Origin of the sequence: Nocardiopsis sp. LDBS1602 (assembly GCF_035818715.1) — a bacterium.
In the GTDB taxonomy this organism is placed as follows: domain Bacteria; phylum Actinomycetota; class Actinomycetes; order Streptosporangiales; family Streptosporangiaceae; genus Nocardiopsis; species Nocardiopsis alba.
Window position 1 is genome coordinate 314933 of the sequence record NZ_JAYLVW010000001.1, and the last position, 13249, is coordinate 328181.

Annotated in this window: 13 protein-coding genes; 9 read left to right on the forward strand and 4 right to left on the reverse strand. The window is 68.0% G+C overall.

The genetic code is table 11. The features are described from left to right. Positions 1-141 precede the first annotated feature (141 nt). From U9J66_RS01430 to U9J66_RS01455, 6 genes are all read left to right on the forward strand, one after another. Entirely contained in the window at positions 142-1080 is a 939-nt protein-coding gene (locus U9J66_RS01430) for an alpha/beta hydrolase (protein ID WP_326336759.1), read from the forward strand. Then, positions 1077-2042 carry an alpha/beta hydrolase gene (locus U9J66_RS01435; protein ID WP_442789840.1) on the forward strand — a complete coding sequence of 322 codons (966 nt, stop codon included), beginning with the start codon at positions 1077-1079 and terminating at the stop codon, positions 2040-2042. The genes U9J66_RS01430 and U9J66_RS01435 overlap by 4 nt, the downstream gene beginning before the upstream one ends. A gap of 72 nt (positions 2043-2114) precedes the next feature. Continuing rightward, the gene (locus U9J66_RS01440) at positions 2115-2495 is read left to right on the forward strand and encodes a DUF2255 family protein (RefSeq protein ID WP_326336761.1); all 381 of its coding nucleotides are present in this window, start codon (positions 2115-2117) and stop codon (positions 2493-2495) included. A gap of 92 nt (positions 2496-2587) precedes the next feature. Continuing rightward, positions 2588-3010 (forward strand): hypothetical protein, encoded by a 423-nt coding sequence (locus U9J66_RS01445; RefSeq protein WP_326336762.1) that lies wholly within the window; start codon positions 2588-2590, stop codon positions 3008-3010. A 118-nt stretch (positions 3011-3128) separates the two neighbouring features. Next, on the forward strand, positions 3129-3521 hold the full coding sequence (locus U9J66_RS01450) for a hypothetical protein (protein WP_326336763.1): 393 nt from the start codon (positions 3129-3131) through the stop codon (positions 3519-3521). Then, positions 3518-6079, forward strand: coding sequence for a tetratricopeptide repeat protein (locus U9J66_RS01455; protein ID WP_326336764.1), 2562 nt, complete (start codon positions 3518-3520; stop codon positions 6077-6079). Before U9J66_RS01450 ends, U9J66_RS01455 begins: the two co-directional genes overlap by 4 nt. Before the next feature lie 288 nt (positions 6080-6367). On the opposite strand, the gene U9J66_RS01460 is transcribed toward U9J66_RS01455, so the two are convergent. Continuing rightward, positions 6368-8902, reverse strand: coding sequence for an MMPL family transporter (locus tag U9J66_RS01460; RefSeq protein WP_326336765.1), 2535 nt, complete (start codon positions 8900-8902; stop codon positions 6368-6370). Positions 8903-9245: 343 nt separating this feature from the next. Here U9J66_RS01460 and U9J66_RS01465 point away from each other — a divergent pair, with 343 nt between their 5' ends. Further along, positions 9246-9908 (forward strand): TetR/AcrR family transcriptional regulator, encoded by a 663-nt coding sequence (locus U9J66_RS01465; protein WP_326336766.1) that lies wholly within the window; start codon positions 9246-9248, stop codon positions 9906-9908. Between the two features lie 117 nt (positions 9909-10025). Here U9J66_RS01465 and U9J66_RS01470 read toward each other — a convergent pair whose 3' ends face one another. Genes U9J66_RS01470 through U9J66_RS01480 form a run of 3 tightly spaced genes read right to left on the reverse strand, consistent with a single transcriptional unit; the run spans position 10026 to position 11871 of the window. Next, entirely contained in the window at positions 10026-11084 is a 1059-nt protein-coding gene (locus U9J66_RS01470; RefSeq protein WP_326336767.1) for an amidohydrolase family protein, read from the reverse strand. Further along, positions 11081-11335, reverse strand: coding sequence for a hypothetical protein (locus tag U9J66_RS01475; protein WP_326336768.1), 255 nt, complete (start codon positions 11333-11335; stop codon positions 11081-11083). The genes U9J66_RS01470 and U9J66_RS01475 overlap by 4 nt, the downstream gene beginning before the upstream one ends. Positions 11336-11364: 29 nt before the next feature. Continuing rightward, the gene (locus tag U9J66_RS01480) at positions 11365-11871 is read right to left on the reverse strand and encodes a flavoprotein (protein WP_326336769.1); all 507 of its coding nucleotides are present in this window, start codon (positions 11869-11871) and stop codon (positions 11365-11367) included. Between the two features lie 777 nt (positions 11872-12648). On the opposite strand from U9J66_RS01480, the gene U9J66_RS01485 reads away from it, so the two are divergent. Then, complete coding sequence (locus U9J66_RS01485; RefSeq protein ID WP_326336770.1) at positions 12649-12786, forward strand: hypothetical protein; 138 nt, start codon at positions 12649-12651, stop codon at positions 12784-12786. Between the two features lie 147 nt (positions 12787-12933). Beyond that, a complete protein-coding gene (locus U9J66_RS01490) occupies positions 12934-13128 on the forward strand; it encodes a hypothetical protein (RefSeq protein WP_326336771.1) in 195 nt (64 codons plus the stop codon). Positions 13129-13249 lie beyond the last annotated feature (121 nt).

Sequence of the window (13249 nt, forward strand, 5' to 3'; positions counted from 1 at the left end):
AAAACGGTCGTGACCTGGGAAGAGGGGGGTTCCGCTGGAACCTTCCACGTTCGCTCCGTCGCGACGAGGATCGATGTCGTAGGAGGGAACGACCACCGGCCGGACCCTCGACGGATACGAGCGCGACCATCAGGAGACGCCATGACCGAACGAACAGAGCGTGTGGCATTCCGTTCCCCCGGGATGGCCTGGGATCTGGCGGGGATTCTTCATCTGCCCGCGGACTTCGACGAGAACCGGTCCTATCCGGCGATCGTGAGCGTGCATCCGATCGGCAGTTGCAAGGAGCAGACCGCCGGCGACGTGTACGCCAGGGCGCTGGCCGAGGCCGGATACGTGGTCCTGGTCTTCGACGCCTCCTACCAGGGGGAGAGCGGCGGGTCGCCTCGGCTCATCGAGGACCCCGCGCAGCGCGTCGAGGACATTCGCGTGGCGATCGACCACCTGGTGACCCTGCCCTACGTCGACGCCGAACGCATCGGTGGAATCGGGGTCTGCGGGGGAGGCGGCTACGTCATCAACGCGACCATGACCGACCGCCGCCTCAAGGCCGTCACCAGCATCACCGGAGTGAACTTCGGCCGGCTCAGCCGTGAAGCGTTCAGCGGCCATGACCCCATCGACGCTCTCGAACGGATGGCCGCTCAGCGTACCGCCGAGGCGCGTGGCGAGGACACGCGGGTCGACGACCTCCTCCCGCCCTCGGTCAAGGCCGGGCGCGAAGCCGGGCTGACCGACATCGACGTGCTCGAGGCCACGGATTACTACAAGACCGAGCGTGGGCGCACCGCCGGAGGCATGACGAGCGTCGTGTTCTCGCGGCGAGCGGCCGCGATCGGCTGGGACGCGTTCTTCGACGCCGAGCGGTTGCTCACCCGGCCGCTGCTGGTCGTGATCGGGGACAGGCCCGGCGGTTTCGGCGCCTATCGCGACGGCCAGGAGATCTACGGCCGCGCCGCCTCGAAGGACAAGAGGCTCCTCGTCGTCGAGGACACCTCGCACTACGACCTCTACGACCGGCCGGAGCCGACACGTCAGGCCATTCGGGCCGCGACGGAGTTCTTCGGCGCGCACCTGTGAGCCCGGCGCACTCCGGGCTCCACTCCCACACCGACCCAAGGAGCATCATGAGCGAGAAGACCTCGATCGAGACCAAGAACGGCTACGGCACCACCCTCGCCGCCATCGTCTACTTCCCCGACGACTTCGACGCGTCGAAGAGGTACCCGGCGATCGTCGTCTCCCATCCCGGTGGAGGCGTCAAGGAGCAGACGGCCGGCCTCTACGCGGGCAAGCTCGCCGAGTGGGGCTTCGTCACCGTGGCCTATGACGCGTCGTTCCAGGGCGAGAGCACGGGCGAGCCCCGTCAGCTGGAGAACCCGCACATTCGTACCGAGGACGTCAGCGCGGTGGTGGATCACCTGATCACGCTGGACTACGTGGACGACGACCGGATCGGAGCGATGGGCATCTGTGCCGGTGCCGGGTACAGCGCGAACGCCGCGATCGACGACCCGCGGATCAAGGCGGTCGGCACGGTGAGCCTGGTCAACATCGGCCAGATGTTCCGCAACGGATGGACGAACGACGTCGCCGACGCCGACGCCGCTCCCGTGCTCGCGATGGGCGCCGCCGCTCGCAGCGCGGACGCCCGGGGCGAGGAGAACCCGTTCCCGCTGGCCCCGATGCGCGAGGAGGACGCCCCGAACGAGGAGTTGCGCCAGGCGTGGGAGTACTACCACACGCCCCGCTGCGAGCACCCGAACGCTCCGGGTTTCATGACCGCGCGCAGCCTGTCGCAGATCATCGCCTACGACGCCTTCCACAAGGCCGAGGCGTTCCTCACGCAGCCGCTGCTCGTGATCGCGGGTGGCGAGGCCGGTTCGAAGTGGATGAGCGAGGACCTGTACGCGCGGGCCGCCAGTGAGGACAAGTCGTTCCACGTCGTGGAAGGCGCGAACCACATGGAGCTCTACGACGGTGAGAAGGAGGTCGCCGAGGCCGTGAGCGAGCTCGGCCCGTTCTTCACCGACAAGCTCTGAGCCGAGTACCCCGTGCCGCGCGGCGCCGGTCGCGTGAGCGGCACGACCACATCAGACGAAAGGACATCGATCATGGCCTCTTGGACGAAGGACGAACTGGACCGCATCAACGCCGAGGTCTACTTCACGGTCGGGGCCACGCTGCCCGATGGGACGACCCCGAAGACCGTGGACATCTGGTCCGTACCGGTGGGGGGTCGGATCTTCATCCGTTCCTACAACGGTACCCGGGGCAAGTGGTACGGGCCGGCCCTGGAGACGGGCCGCGGTCGGATCTCCGCGGGCGGCGTGGACAAGGCCGTGCGGTTCGTGCCCGTCGACCCCGATGACGAGGAGACCAACCGGGCCGTGGACGCCTCGTTCTTGGACAAGTACGCGGACAGCGAGTACTCGGTGACGATGTCGACCGAACCGGTGCGCCGTAACACCCTGGAGGTCGTCCCCGAGGACTGACGGCGACAAGGCGCGGAGCGGAGGTGGGGTCGCCGACAGGTGGCCCCGCCTCAGCTCGCGCGTTCCAACCGACCTCGACGAACGAAGGAGCTGTGGGCACGAACCGTGCCCTCGGTGTGGGAATCGAGGTGGGAGACGCGATCACCGCCGAACAGGGGGTCCCCGCACACGTCGACGACGTCGCCCAGGAAGAGGGGATCTCCCGCAGCACCCTGTTGCGGCGCCTGGGCGGACCCCGCGGATCCCTGGACGAGGCCGTACGCGCCTGGGGCGTGGATCCGGGGGCGCCCTCCGGATCGGGACCGGGCGGTGGCGGCCGGAACCCGCCTCATCGGTGCGCACTGGCCGAGCGAACCGACCATGGTGGGTCCATCCTGATGCACTTCCTCACCCGGCCGATCCAGGAGGCCGTGCCCGAGATCGAGGTCCTGGACTCCGAACAGGTCTGCGACGTGTTCGCGACCATGTTCCCGCACGCCGTCGCGCTACCCGCGTCGGAGGGCTCGAACGAATAGGGTCGAGCGCCGATCGCCCTGGCCGCGGCCCCGGGATACAGCGCCGGATCCCGAGCCGGAGTGACCGTTTTCGGCCGAACCGACCCACAACACCGGCCGTTAGGGAACAATCGCCCCCATGGGACGTAAGAAGATCTGGGCGTCGGCCTTGGGTACGGTCGCGCTGGTGCTCGCCGGGTTCTGGGCGATCCCCCGGCTCTTCCCCGACCTGGACTGGGGGTTGAACGAGCTCAACCAGGTCGCGGGTATCGCGTCTCTCGCGGTGGCCGCGGCGGCTCTGGTCATGACCGTGTGGACGTCGCGCTCGGACGCACCCTCGCACGACGGTGGCGGGGACGCCGAAGGTGACTCGATCGAGATGGATCGGGTGCGGGCGCAAGGGTCGGTCACGGGTAAGGCCGGTCCGGAGACCGCCTCGTCCGGAGACCGGATCCGCATGCGCGGCATCCGGGCCGGTAAGGACGTGGTCGGCAAGAAGACCACGCAGGCGCGCCGCAGGCCGCCCCGGTGAGCGGCGAGGACACCTTCTCCCGGGGGCCCACGGCCCATATCGACATGCGGTGGATCGTCGCCGGTGGCGACGTCATCGGGCAGGTGGTGAACCTGCCCCGACCGCTGCCCACCGCCCTGTTCTCCCTGCCCCCGCCCCCGACCAGGCTGGTGGGGCGTGTGGCGGACCTCGAAGCGCTGCTCGGCGAACTCGCCCCGGCCCCCGAAGACGGCACGCGCACCGATCTTCCCCAGGGCGAGAACGCCTCCTCGGGTGTGGTGGTCTCGGCTCTGGCGGGGATGGGCGGGGTCGGTAAGACCGCCCTGGCCCTGGCCGCCGGAGCGATCGCCCACCACAAGGGGTGGTTCTGCGCCGAGCTGTTCGTGGATCTACGCGGTTACACCCCGGGGGCCGAACCCCTGTCCGCGCACGCGGCCTTGGACGTGCTGTTGCGCCAGATGGGGGTGGACCCGGAGGACATTCCCGTGGGGGAGACGGAGCGGTCCTCCTTCTACCGTTCCGCGCTGGCCGCTCTCGAGAGGGCCGATGACCAGGGGCGTCCGGTTCTGGTGGTGGCCGACAACGCCAATACCGCCGCTCAGGTGAAGCCCCTCCTGCCGGGGCCGGGTGGACACAAACTGGTGGCGACCAGCCGCGGGGGCCTGCACTCCCTGGCCGGGGCCCGTCACGTGGACCTGGACGTCCTCGATCTCGACGGGGCCCTCGCGCTGCTGGCCGCCGAGCTGACCTCGCACACCCCCGAAGACCCGCGCGCCGAGGATGAGACGGGGCTGGGCCGCCTGATCGAGCTGTGCGGACGCCTGCCATTGGCGTTGGAGATCGCCGCCGCCTACCTCAAGCGCAACCCCCGCCTGACCCCGGACCGAATGGCCGACCGGCTGGAGAAGGCCGCGTCGCGAGTCGACAAGCTCGCCGACCCCGATCGTGGGGTCGGGAAGGAGCGGGCGCTACGGGCGGTCTTCGACACCTCCCTGGAGCACCTGGATCGAGGCGAGGCCGAGGTGTTCCTGCTCGTGGCCTCCACCCCGGGCCCTACCCTGAGCACGGCCTCGGCCGCTGTCTTGACCGACCTGCCCTTCGAGGAGGTCGAAGAGGTACTGGAGGAGCTGGCTGCCGCGCACCTGCTCACCCAGCCGGCCCCTGGGCGATGGGGGGTCCACGACCTGCTCGCGGACTACGCCCGCCACCACCCCGACCCGCCCGCCGAACGCGACCAGGCACTGGGGCGGCTTCTGGACGGCTACACCGCCGTTGTTCGTGCCGCCGACCAGCACTTGCAAGCCCTGCCGGGGCGGTCGACCTCCGACCTCTTCCCCGATCGGGAGACGGCGTCGGGGTGGTTGGATGTCGAGCGCGCCACGCTGGTGGCCGCGGCTCTGGCCGCCCCAGGCCTCGGGCACACCGGGGCGGCCATGGTCCTACCCCTGTGCCTGGGCTTCTACCTGGGGAGTGGGCGTCACTTCGAGGACCTGGAACAGGTCTCACGCTCCGCACAGAGGGTCGCCCACGCGGTCAGCGATGCCTACAACGAAGCAGGGGTATGGACCAACCTCGGCGTGGTGCTGCGGCGGACGCGTCGGTTCGATGAGGCGATCGACGCCTACATTCACGCCTGCGACCTGTACCACCAGGTCGGTGAGGCTCGAGGTGAAGCGCAGGCGTGGAACAACCTCGGCCTGGTGTTGGTCGACCTGCGCCGGTTCGATGAGGCGATCAGGGCCCATTTCCGCGCTTGTGAGGTCTTTGAGCAGGCCGGTGATGCCCATGGTGAAGCGGGAGCGTGGAACAACCTGGGTGCGGTGCTGCGGGAGGTGCGTCGGTTCGATGAGGCGATCGGCGCCCATTTCCGCGCTCATGAAGTCTTTCAGCGGGTGGGTGACGCTCACGGTGAAGCGCAGGCGTGGAACAACCTCGGCTCGGTGCTGATCGATCTGCGTCGGTTCGATGAGGCGGTCGGTGTGCTCAGCCGCGCCTGTGAGGTCTTTCGGCAGGTGGGTGACGCCCACAGCGAAGCGCAGGCGTGGAACAACCTGGGTACGGTCCTACGGCAGCTGGATCGGTTCGATGAGGCGATCGATGCTCTCAGCCGCGCCCGTGAGGTCTTTCACCACGTGGGTGACGCCCACAGCGAAGCACGGGCGTGGACGAATCTCGGTACGGTGTTGGTCGATGTAAGTCGGTTCGATGAGGCGATCCAGGCTCACACTCGGGCCCGCGAGGTCTTCCACCAGGTGGGTGACGTCCACAGCGAAGCCGTGGCGTGGAACAACCTCGGCGTGGCGTTGGCCGACCTGGGGCGGTTCGATGAGGCGATCGACGCCCACACCCGCGCCTGCGATCTGTACCAACGGACCGGCGACACACACGGTGAGGCGGGGGCGTGGCGGAACCTCGGCGCGGCGCTGACGCCGGGCGGCGGCCGGCGCGCCGAGGCGGTCGAGGCGATGCGGCGGTCGGTGGACCTGTACGAGACCTCCGGCGACGAGCATCGGATGCTCCGCGTACAGGAATGGCTCGCGCGGATCCAGCAAGAGCCCGATGCCGATGGTTCGACCTGACGGGATGTCGCTGTCCCAGGTCCGGCTCCGCCACCTGTTTCCACCTCGGCTACCGCCGGGGCCTTGGGGCGGCCCTCGCGAGAACCCGCCTACGGTGAAAAGACTTCTCCTCTCCGAGGTGGAACGGTGCGATGCCGATGAATGGCGAGGGGCTCCTTCACAATCGCCGCTTTCGAACCTTCGTCGGACGAACGCAGGGCCGCGCCGGTCACCGTTGATACGGCGACCGGCACGGCCCTGTCCCTTACTCCGTGGCGCTGCCTCGCACGAGGCGCCCTGGCAGCGGGGCTAACTGCCGCTTCCGTGCTCCGGCACCTCGGTTCGGAGGTTCTCGCCTTCGATGTCCACGTTGGGCAGCACGCGCTCCATCCACCGGGGAAGCCACCAGGCGGCCTTGCCGAAGAGCGCCATCACGGCCGGCACGAGGGTCATCCTGACCAGGAAGGCGTCCACCAGGACACCGATCGTCAGGGCGAAGGCCACCGGCTGGATCGTGGTGTTGTCGCTGAAGACGAACGACGCGAACACCGAGATCATGATGACGGCCGCGGACACCACCACGCGGGCGCTGGACCGGAAGCCGGTGACGACGGCCCGCCTCGCGTCGCTCCCGTGCACGAAGTCCTCGCGCATCCGGCTGACCAGGAAGACCTCGTAGTCCATGGCCAGACCGAACAGGGTGCCGATGAGCACGATGGGCAGGAACGACAGCAGGGTGTCGGTCGGTGTGACCCCCAGCAGGTCGCTGCCGTAGCCCCACTGGAACACCGCGACGGTCGCGCCGAGGGCCGCGCCCATGCTCAGCACGAAGCCGAGGGCGGCCTTGATCGGCACGAGAACGGAGCGGAAGACCAGCATCAGCAGGACCAGGGCCAGACCCACCACGACCGAGAGGAAGAGCGGCATGGCCTCGGCGATGCGCTCCGAGGTGTCGATGCTGGTCGCGGTGGCTCCGGTGACGGTGATCGTGGAGTCGGTGTCGGACTCCCAGTCCTGGCGCGCGTCACGGATGTCGTGCAGCAGGCCCTCGGTCGCCTCCGCGGAGGGACCCTCATCGGGGACCACCACGATCATGGCCGTGTCCTCGGCGTCGTTGTGGACGGGCGGCTGCACGGCCGTCACGCCGTCGAGCCCTTCCAGGTCCTCACGGACCCGATCGGCGGCACCGGTGTCGTCGGACTCCACCACGACCAGCAGTGACGCGTTGTAGCCCTCGCCGAACTTGTCGGTGACGGTGTCGTAGGCCTGGTGCTGGGTGCTCTCGGGAGCGCTGGACTTGTCGGTGGGCAGCCCGAGCCTCATGTCCTGGAGCGGGAGCAGGGCCAGGCCCAGCACGATCAGGACGGAGAGCGTGGTGATCAGCGGGCGCCGGGTGACGGCGGTGGCCCAACGTGAGCCCAGGGTCGACTCGGCGGTCAGGGCCCGTTCGGCGCGAGCGCCCAGACCTGGGATACGACCGGAGCCCACCTTCGTGCCGAGCAGACCCAGGACGGCGGGCAGCAGCGTGATGGCCACCAGGACCGAGAAGGTCACGGTCATGGCCGCGGCCATACCCATGACCGTCAGGAACGGGATCCGGACGATGGCCAGGCCGAGCAGGGCGATCACCACCGTGACCCCGGCGAAGACGACGGCGCTTCCGGCCGTGCCGATGGCCCGCCCGGTCGACTCCTCCGGGTCCATGCCCTCCAGGATCTGGTGACGGTGGCGGGCGAGGATGAACAGGCTGTAGTCGATGCCCACGGCCAGCCCGAGCATCAGCGCCAGCAGCGGGGCGGTACTGGTCAGGTTCAGGACCTGAGAGAGCGCGTAGAGCAGGGCCATACCCGCGCCGGAACCGGCCAGCGCCATCAGGATGGGGATGCCCGCCGCCACCACGGCGCCGAAGTTGAGGGCCAACACGACCAGGGCGATCAGCAGGCCCACGCCCTCTCCGCCGTGGATGCCGGAGACCTCGGCCACGGAGATGGACTGGCCACTGAAGTCCACGGTCAGACCGGCCTGTTCGGCCTCGGTGCCACTGTCGAGCAGGGCGTCCACCGTCTCCGGCGCGACGCTGCCGTCGGGCTCGGTGAACTGGACGGCGAGCAGGGCCGTGGTCTCGTCCTCGGAGAACAGGGGGATCTCCTGCTTGACCCGGTCGTCGATCTCCTCGACGGCCTCCTTGGGCAGGTCGTCGTCGGCGATACGGCGGTCGACCTCTTCTTCGACCTGCGGGCGGACCGTCTCCTCGTCGAAGGCGGGCGCCTGGGCGGCGACCTGTTCGCGCGCCTGCTCCTCGGCCTGTTCCAGGGCCTGCTCTCGGCCGGGGGCGCCTTCGGGGTACTGCGTCTCGACGACGGCCCGTGCCTGTTCGACCGCGTCGTCCTCCGCGGACGACAGCTCGGAGTCGTAGTCCGCGCGGGCCTGCTCCATGCCCGACTCCATCAGGGTGGAGCGCAGCTCATCGCTGTGCAGGGCCTCGTCGTAGCCCTCTTCGTAGAGCTCGAAGGGATCGGTGACCGACTCCACCCCGTCGATGCCCTCGATCTCCCGAGCGGTGTCGCGTACCGCCTGCTCGTAGGCCTGTGAGGTGACGCTTTCGTCGTCGGGAGCGGTCAGGACCACGGTGGCCTGGCCGCCGCTGCGTTCGGGGAAGCGCTCCTGGAGCTTGTCCACCGTCTCCTGGGACTCGGTCCCGGGGATGGAGAAGGAGTCGGTCACCGGCACGCGGAAGGTGACCGCCGCCGTGGCCAGAAGGGCAACGAGCGCGACCCAGGCCAGAAGGACCGGCCAACGGTGTCGGTAGGAGAACTTTCCCAGGTGATAGAGGAGTGTCGCCATCGTCTCGTCTTCTGTGGGAGGGCGTCATCGGGATCCGGGCTCCGCGCCCGATCCACATTCTGATGATTTCATCAGTTATGACTCATTGCTCAGGCGAGACTATACGAGGTGCCCCGCGAGAATCCCAAGCTCGGGTGTGTGTCCTCTCTCGCTTCGCCCGGTTCCCTGCGTCACCTCGCGGTTCGTATGCCCTGGCTGTGCGCCTTTGTGAAGGTCGAGTGGGGTGCGGTCGCGAGTTCATGGGGGAGCGGGTGAAGAAGGACACCCGGTTCTGAGGAAATCCTCAACTCTGATGGAAGGTAGGGTGGCCGGGTCGGACGAGTCAGAGAGTGAGAGTCGACCCATGCCCGCTACTCCCGAAACAGCGCCGAACCGCACCGCACGGCGCAAGGCGCGCACCCGCGCCGCCCTGGTGCGCGCGGCACAGGGGTTCATCGCGGAGGGTCGACCCCACGCGCCGATCCTGGAGATCACCCAGGCCGCCGACGTGGGCATGGGCTCCTTCTACAACCACTTCGAGAGCCGCGAGGAACTCATGCGGGTCGCCTCTGAGGAGGCCTTCGAAGCACACGGACGACTCCTGGACGAGCTGACCCTCGGCATCGACGACCCGGCGGAGATCTTCGCCCAGAACTTCCGGCTCACCGGGCGCATCCACCGCAGGGAACCGGAGCTGAGCCGTGTCCTCCTGGACTACGGTCTCCAGCTGATCGATATCGAGATCGGCCTGGCCCCCCGGGCCCTGCGCGCCATCAAGGCCGGGGCCGACGCGGGACGCTTCACCGTCGCCGACCCCGAGCTGTCCCTGACGATCGTGGCCGGGGCGACGCTGGTCCTGGGCAACCTCCTGCACGAACACCCCGAACGCGACGACGCCGAGGCCACCGATCAGGTGGCCGAGGACCTCCTACGCATGCTGGGCATGGCGCCGGAGGAGGCGCACGAACTCGCCCACCGTCCGCTGCCGGAACTCACCACCGTCGCTTGGCAGGAAGCCGATCTCTGAAGCGTGGCCGCGCCTCAATTGGACGTGTCCACATGGCCGCACACGGCGGCCCCGGCCCGAGGTGAAGTAACGGGCCGCCGCGGGTCCGGGGCGTTCGCGACGACCGAGGCCGGCTCCTCAGTCGGACGCCTCCCGTGAGCGCTCGGCAGAGCCGGGCGGCTGCATCAGCTTGAACACGGTGCGGGCCGCCCCGGCCTGGATCCCGGAGCGCACACGCTCGAACAGAGAGGCGGGCGCGGGCGGTGCGGGCAGGCGACGGATCAGGGCCCTCACGTTGGCGCTGTCGATCGCCGCGGCCGGCCCGCCGCGCAGGGTGCTCTCCAAGTCCGCAGTGAAGTAACGGGCCGCCGCGGTGGGCGCGAAGGGCCAATCGCTTCCATAGAGCACGTGACCGGGCTTGGCGAAGGCCAGCAGCGTGGGCAGGGCCGCCGGGCTGGAGGACAGAGCCGTGTCGAAGTAGAAGCCGTGGAGGTCGCGCAGTACTTCCAAGGGCGTGCGTCCGGTGTCGTCGGCGATGGCCACCGCCATCCGGTGGGAGGAGTAGGGCACGAACCCGCCCGCGTGGCTCAGGACGAACCGGATGTCGGGGTAACGGCGCACCACCCCGTTGCGGACGAGCAGGTACGCGGCGCGCGTGGTGTCCAGGAGAAAGTCCGCGGCGAAGGGCGGGATCCCCTCCACCGGGGGAGCGGGAAGGTCGGCGGGGTGCACGAAGACGGTCGCGCCTCGCTCGTTGAGACTCCGCCACAGGCGGTCCTGCCCCGGGCTTCCCGCGTAGACGCCGTGGGTGTTGGCCAGGACCGTGACCCCGGCGGCCCCGAGCTCGTCCAGGGCACGCTCGGCCTCGACCACCGAGGCGTCGATGTCGGGCATCGGCAGGGTGGCGAAGAACCCGAACCGGTTCTCGTGCTCGGTGCCGAGGCCGTGGGAGAAGTCGTTGAGGCGCGCGGCCATGTCGGCGACCTCGTCCCGATCCGTGAGGAAACCGGCTCCAGGGGTGGAGACCGAGACGATCGCCGTGGCGATACGCAAGGTCTTCATCGCCGCGAGCGCCGCCTGGGGGCTCCAATCGGGGAGGGGCCGCCCGCCGGCGTCGGCGATGCCCGCGCTCGCCAGGGCCTCACGGTAGAAGGGCGGGATGATGTGCTGATGGACGTCGATACGGCGGCCGATCACGAGACCTCCCGCGCGGCGTGGTCGGAGGTCAGGTCCAGCGCGATGTCGCCGAGCATGTCCTCCTGTCCGCCGACGAGTCCGCGTCGGCCGACCTCGACCAGCGGATCATGGCCGTCCACCCCGTTCAAGCGCCGGGCGGTCCGAGAGTGAACCAGGAGTCGCTGCCTCCCCTCTCGCTGGGTGGAGGGTCCCGGACAGGTGGAGTAACGCACCATGACCCGATCGGTCGTGGAAGCGACGTCGTGGCGCATGTCGGTGACCACCTCGGTTTCGTTTCCGGTCAGAGGCCGTTGACGGTGACGATGACCTGTTGCCAGGAGGGCAGACGGTTCTCGTAGGGGGCATCGGGATCGTGCAGGACGGTGACCGGCTCCATCCCGCGCAGGATCTCCAGGGAGCGGACGAAGGCCGGGTGGGCGGCGAGCTGGGGCTTGCAGTGCGGCACGACCACGGTGGATACCCCGTATCCGACCATCTCGCACAGCAGAGCGATGGCGAAGTTGTCCGCCAGCCCCTGGGCGAACTTGTTCGTGGAGTTGAAGGTCAGTGGACAGGCCAACACCACGTCGGCGGGCGGTAGGGACTTACCGTGCCCGGGCTTGCGGAAGGCGACGCGGACCGGCTCGCCCGTCAACTCCGCGAGCCGGTCCTGGTCGTGGAAGTCGGTGCCCGTGGGGGTGGACAGTACGGTCACACACCAGTCGTGGCCGTGGAGGGCCTGGACGAGTTCGGGCGCCCCTTCCGGGGCGGAGGCTCCGGACAACACCAGGTACAGGCTTCTCGACATGCGTCCGAGTCTAGGGGGCCAGCGCACAGAGGAGCCGGCGCTTCTCGACCCTCAAGTGAGGTCCAGAGGCGAGTGACGGTAGGCGATTCCGCCATACACCGCCGCCTTTCTCAGGCCTCAGTCGGGCCCACCTGTCCCGGCCAAGATTCCTGTCCTCTCACCGGGCTTTCCAGGGTCTACGACCAAGTGCGCGCCCTCAGCACCCAATACATCAACGTCATCCCTCGGTGAGCACAACGCGGGCTCCGGAAGCAGGCATCTTCCTAGCCTCGATGACTAAAGTCCTACAAGGATCAAATAAGCACATTTGCGCTTATTTTTAAGGGTTAAGTCAAGGGGTGTGATCTATATCACATGAGGTGGCTTTTCTTGCTTTCAATGAAGATCAACTTGACGCCTACCAGCAAAAATAAGGCCAAGGCAAAGAAGATTATCTCGGATTCCCCTGAGGGAGGTGGATTGGGTGGTGCACTTGGCCTGTTGGGGAGGCGTATAGTCTGGGTTTTCTTGACTGCCTTGGGTTGCGTGCGCCCAAAAAACGTAACGACCCCCTGTTGCAGCAGGAGGCCGTCAAGATTCACAGGTCGATCATGAGGAGAACTGTCCTTGGCTCAGAAGCCCCAGCCCTCCGATTCCCCCCAAGTATCTACCGCCAAGTCTCGGTTGTCAATGCTGATCAGGGCCGCAAGCGCTATCGGGGTCGGTGGCGCCGGTCTCACTCTGGTGGGTGTCGACAACAGTGCTCTGCTGTGGGTTCTGGTGTTTCTTGGAGGTGCTGTGTACCTTGCCGCATCCCTGTTCGCGCTCCCACTTGTTGTCGGAATCTTCACCCGTGACGACAAGCAGAGCCTCGCCTGCAAGTACTACTTCGAGCAGCTCATATCCCTTCTCGTCGGGCGTGCGGCCGGCACCTGACTTCTGCGGCTGGCGTTCACCTCCACAGGAAGAGCGACCGGCCCGAGCTGGAACAACTCCATGCTGCCTCACTTCATGGGGAGCCAGCAAAGACATGGACTTCGCAGGTGCCTCTGCGCCCCTTAACTTCTTCGAGGAGCTTTCCCCATGGCTAACCCCCGTTATGCTCGCCAGCGCGTCCGCGGTTACGTTCGCGAGGATGGAACCCGCGTTCGAGGCCACTACCGAACCCGACCCACTCGGCAGTCCAACTCCGCCGCGCAGGGGACCATCGACCCCGGTTTGATCGCCATCATCGTGTTCATCATCTTTCTGGCCGCCATCGGAACCACTCTGTCCTGAACCGAAATCGAGCTAGGGCGTCCTGCTCGCGCAGCTAACGGGGGCGCCCTGCATCGACACGACTTCGCGCATTGGAGGCATCCACAAGGTTTCCGAGCAAAACCCCCATACAACGGTCGCA

Excerpts from the sequence above, each read along its gene's own strand:
- U9J66_RS01490 (WP_326336771.1), top strand. The coding sequence starts at position 12,934 with ATGGCTAACCCCCGTTATGCTCGCCAGCGCGTCCGCGGTTACGTTCGC.
- U9J66_RS01450 (WP_326336763.1), top strand. The coding sequence starts at position 3,129 with ATGGGACGTAAGAAGATCTGGGCGTCGGCCTTGGGTACGGTCGCGCTG.
- U9J66_RS01430 (WP_326336759.1), top strand. The coding sequence starts at position 142 with ATGACCGAACGAACAGAGCGTGTGGCATTCCGTTCCCCCGGGATGGCC.
- U9J66_RS01440 (WP_326336761.1), top strand. The coding sequence starts at position 2,115 with ATGGCCTCTTGGACGAAGGACGAACTGGACCGCATCAACGCCGAGGTC.
- U9J66_RS01480 (WP_326336769.1), bottom strand. The coding sequence starts at position 11,871 with ATGTCGAGAAGCCTGTACCTGGTGTTGTCCGGAGCCTCCGCCCCGGAA.
- U9J66_RS01465 (WP_326336766.1), top strand. The coding sequence starts at position 9,246 with ATGCCCGCTACTCCCGAAACAGCGCCGAACCGCACCGCACGGCGCAAG.
- U9J66_RS01460 (WP_326336765.1), bottom strand. The coding sequence starts at position 8,902 with ATGGCGACACTCCTCTATCACCTGGGAAAGTTCTCCTACCGACACCGT.
- U9J66_RS01475 (WP_326336768.1), bottom strand. The coding sequence starts at position 11,335 with ATGCGCCACGACGTCGCTTCCACGACCGATCGGGTCATGGTGCGTTAC.